6 protein-coding genes are annotated in these 3556 nt (G+C 38.9%); all 6 read right to left on the reverse strand.

Features of this window, described 5'->3' with window-relative positions; translation table 11 throughout:
• Positions 1 to 127: 127 nt before the first annotated feature.
• The 6 genes from ACY2RR_RS24340 to ACY2RR_RS24365 all read right to left on the reverse strand — a co-directional run bounded on the left by ACY2RR_RS24340 (position 128) and on the right by ACY2RR_RS24365 (position 3306).
• Positions 128 to 298, reverse strand: coding sequence for a hypothetical protein (locus ACY2RR_RS24340; protein WP_490110801.1), 171 nt, complete (start codon positions 296 to 298; stop codon positions 128 to 130).
• Between the two features lie 8 nt (positions 299 to 306).
• Positions 307 to 861 carry a hypothetical protein gene (locus ACY2RR_RS24345; RefSeq protein ID WP_490110802.1) on the reverse strand — a complete coding sequence of 185 codons (555 nt, stop codon included), beginning with the start codon at positions 859 to 861 and terminating at the stop codon, positions 307 to 309.
• Between the two features lie 105 nt (positions 862 to 966).
• Positions 967 to 1422: a hypothetical protein gene (locus tag ACY2RR_RS24350; protein WP_490110803.1), complete on the reverse strand. Its 456-nt coding sequence runs from the start codon at positions 1420 to 1422 to the stop codon at positions 967 to 969.
• Positions 1423 to 1594: 172 nt separating this feature from the next.
• On the reverse strand, positions 1595 to 2053 hold the full coding sequence (locus ACY2RR_RS24355) for a hypothetical protein (protein ID WP_490110804.1): 459 nt from the start codon (positions 2051 to 2053) through the stop codon (positions 1595 to 1597).
• 158 nt (positions 2054 to 2211) lie between these two features.
• The gene (locus tag ACY2RR_RS24360; protein ID WP_490110805.1) at positions 2212 to 2844 is read right to left on the reverse strand and encodes a hypothetical protein; all 633 of its coding nucleotides are present in this window, start codon (positions 2842 to 2844) and stop codon (positions 2212 to 2214) included.
• 177 nt (positions 2845 to 3021) lie between these two features.
• Complete coding sequence (locus ACY2RR_RS24365; RefSeq protein ID WP_490110806.1) at positions 3022 to 3306, reverse strand: hypothetical protein; 285 nt, start codon at positions 3304 to 3306, stop codon at positions 3022 to 3024.
• Positions 3307 to 3556: the final 250 nt, after the last annotated feature.

Genomic DNA, 3556 nt, shown 5'->3' on the forward strand with positions numbered 1-3556 from the left:
CACAGTTTATCCTAATCAATCTATGAATTAATGGATGACAATAAAGTTGCTGAATGTGAGGAAAAAACGCCTAACGCGAAGTTGTGGGGCGCCGTAGGCGTCCCAGGAGCGAAGCGACGAACACCATTCACTTGTTAGGTTCTTCTTTTTCGTTCTCGAAGATTTTGTCGGGATTGCCCGTATATTGAGGCTCGTCTTCTTCAGAAGCTTCTGTAGAGAATATCTCATCAGAGCGTTCTTTCAGTTTTTTAAGTCGATCTTTGAAATCGTCGTTATACGATTTTTCTTTATTAGGCATAATCAGACCTATAGCAGCTTGTAAAGGTAATGAGGATTTTTTTCCTTTGGATCTTCAATATCACCAGTACCTTTAACGTATTTATACCCAAGCCTAGAATAGTAGTTTACTAGTCTATCGTTCATTGGGTGCATGATCCGAACTTCATCTGCACCAATTGCCATTGCATAAGCTTCAGCTGCCAGAAGGCTTACTTTCATAAATTCACCTTTTATAGGGCAGTTGTCTGGGGCTCGCTCAGTAAAATCTAAACGTAGACGTGAGCCATGAAATGAAGGTCGTCCGATAGAAAGCCCCGCCAGAATATCATTAAACCAAACTGCAAGCTCAAATCTTTTAGGATATCGCTTTCGATAAATATTATGGCCAAAGCTCCAGTCCCAATCGACCTCTCGGCTTGGACTGTAATTCCATGACTTTACTTTAGCTAATGATTTATCATCAATTCCTCTAAGCTCTACTTCATTCTTGAGCTTTGCTGGTAGAACTGCTTGAGCTTGAAGCCTTGCTTCCTGTCGATATAACTCATATCTGTGCTCTGCATCTAAATGTGTTTGAAGCATTTCTCATTCCTTTGATATTTACTCGATGTTTGTGAAGAACCTAACGCGAAGTTGTGGGGCGCCGTAGGCGTCCCAGGCAGCTTGCTGCCGTACACCAACGCCTTGTTATAAGCGACCTAATAGCTTCTGGATATAGAAAGGAAGCATTGGTTCAGAATCATGTAGTAGCTTTTCAACATCGCGACCTTCTATGCCTTGAAAAAGAGTAAAGCTATATGAAAGGTTATCTTCGTTTACACAAGACTTAATGCTGATCGATTGCTCATCTTCAATTCTGTGTAGTACGTCGGTGTCGTTTTTACTTTGAGTGTAATCTGATAACTCTTTTTTGCAGTCAATCGAAGAGTTCGTAAGTGTATACCCTATGAGTCTGTACTCAAGCAGGCTGGAATAACAATAAACTGTCTTGATGCTATTGCCAGCATTTAAGCTTTCCTCGTTGCACTCTGGTATGATTTTCTCTTGGTGTAAATTAAATAGATAATCTAACGCTAAAGATGGTTTGTGTGGGCCTTTGATTTCAATAGGTAAATCGTGATTAATTTCTTCTTCTGGGCACATAAGGCTGTTACTACATTCATCGGAGAATGCAGGCTTTAGGAATAATACTGAAATAATTATTAAAACTGTCTTTATTATACTCTGCATTTTTTATTTAACTCTTAGCTTATAACGCCAGCATGTGGGGCGCCGCAGGCGTCCCACGAGCGAAGCGAGGAACACCATGCTCTTGTTATGTTTTTATTTTAGATTTTGCACCCATGATGATTGCAGCGGCTATGGTTGCAAAGGAAGCTATATGGTACACCAATGGAAATGTTGAAAAAGAATCAGTTGAATATGATAGTCCTAGGATGAAGAGGAGAGTAATAGCCGTAAGTATGTACGAGTACTTAATTTCTTTTTCAGGCGTTCTTTTACCTAACACTTTACCAGCAAAATAACACGGTAGAGCTGAAATAATAATGTCAGTTAAAAGTATTACATTATTATTCGCCATTGCTTCCGCAGCACCTGGAGACGAAATATCTATGCCATAGAAGATGGCTAAGAATACACTTGCGATGATGCTCACAATTGTGGTGATCGCAATAGATATAATTGACCCATAAATAAGCCCTCGGATAGGCATAAATTTACGCTGGTATTTATCATTCTCTAGTTCTGATTGTGGTGTCTTATATACTTCCATATTTGCTCATTCTTATTGTTTAACTCTAAACATAACGCCAGCATGTGGGGCGCCGCAGGCGTCCCACGAGCGAAGCGAGGAACACCATGCTCTTGTTAGCTGCTGTTATATGTACACATGAAAAATGTAACAATATAAATTTCAATTATTAATCATTCTTAGTAAAGAATGTCTGACAATACAGCAATGCTCTTGACTTTATCCATTACTGGATTCGATTGTTTCTCATCCCATTTTAAAAAAGAATGATAGTTTGAAGTCTTAACAAATAATAAGGTGGCTTCTGCAATGTCAAATTTGAAATTACCAGGGCACCTCCACTCTCTTTCATGAGTCCAATCAATTATGCTCTCATGGTTGGACATATCAAAGTTTACTATCCTCCACCATTCATCTTTTGGAAGAATTCTCTTTGCAATTTGTGTTTTTTCATACAATACAGGACGCCCTCCCTTCCTATATACGTATTCCTTTGGAAACATAATTCCAATGGGAGAGTATCTTGTTTTTGTATTAGGGTTTGACTTTCTATATTTTTGTTCGAAATATGTATTTTGGCAGGCAGCATAAAGAGGTGCATCTTGAAAGCAAACTGCGGTCTTATTTCCAACAATGAAACCCTTATTGTCACTTCCTTTAATCGTACGATCAGTAATGATATTTTTTAGGTTTGTTAGTCCAGTTGTTTTTTTTTCATCGATTCTGGACTCTTTCGTAAGGTGAATAACTTGTGCGCTCAGATCAGAGCGCTCAGCTAGCCGTTCCTTCCATTTTTTTAAATCGTAACTCATAAACTGCCTAAAGATATGCTTATTTCATAAATGTCATGTGTAGATAATACCTATATCTAGGGTTATCAATATAAGGAGATATATCGGGTAATGCTTTGCAGCTAACGCCTGCGTGTGGGGCGCCGTAGGCGTCCCAGGCAGCTTGCTGCCGTACACGACGCACTTGTTACACGTTCTTTAGTATATGGCCATATAAGTTAATTTTTGCATGCCAAGACCAAGAACTACTAACCCTACAAGCTTTATGAAGTCACAGTCTTTTGATAAGACTTTTATCGAAACAGCATAAAGAACTAGCCCGGCTACTCCGCCTGCAAGTCCAGGAATGAACTGGCTTGGAAGAATTGATAAAAATATAACCAGCGGAGCAGTGAAAATATTCAAGTTAACATTCAATATCTTTGCTGCTACAAAAAGCCCAAAAGATTGAACTAAAAAGCTGATGATGATTTCCTTTTCCATAGTTTTTCCTTTTTGTAGAATTTTATATGATTTAGCTTTTGTTATGACTTTCTAGATTTATGCTGTTTGTTTATGTTCTTTATATCTTTGGTGAAAGGTTGTGAGGAAAATTATTGTAGTTAAAGAAAAAACTTTTTAAGGGTTGAAGCTGGCACATTATTTCCTTGAACGTGTAACGCCTGCGTGTGGGGCGCCGTAGGCGTCCCAGGCAGCTTGCTGCCGTACACGACGCTCTTGTTAAATGCGAGTT

This window comes from Parendozoicomonas sp. 2304DJ65-17, from assembly GCF_058148445.1.

What these genes read in the sequence shown, in the direction of transcription:
- ACY2RR_RS24355 (WP_490110804.1), bottom strand. Translation starts at nt 2,053, where the DNA reads ATGGAAGTATATAAGACACCACAATCAGAACTAGAGAATGATAAATAC.
- ACY2RR_RS24365 (WP_490110806.1), bottom strand. Translation starts at nt 3,306, where the DNA reads ATGGAAAAGGAAATCATCATCAGCTTTTTAGTTCAATCTTTTGGGCTT.
- ACY2RR_RS24345 (WP_490110802.1), bottom strand. Translation starts at nt 861, where the DNA reads ATGCTTCAAACACATTTAGATGCAGAGCACAGATATGAGTTATATCGA.
- ACY2RR_RS24340 (WP_490110801.1), bottom strand. Translation starts at nt 298, where the DNA reads ATGCCTAATAAAGAAAAATCGTATAACGACGATTTCAAAGATCGACTT.
- ACY2RR_RS24350 (WP_490110803.1), bottom strand. Translation starts at nt 1,422, where the DNA reads ATGTGCCCAGAAGAAGAAATTAATCACGATTTACCTATTGAAATCAAA.
- ACY2RR_RS24360 (WP_490110805.1), bottom strand. Translation starts at nt 2,844, where the DNA reads ATGAGTTACGATTTAAAAAAATGGAAGGAACGGCTAGCTGAGCGCTCT.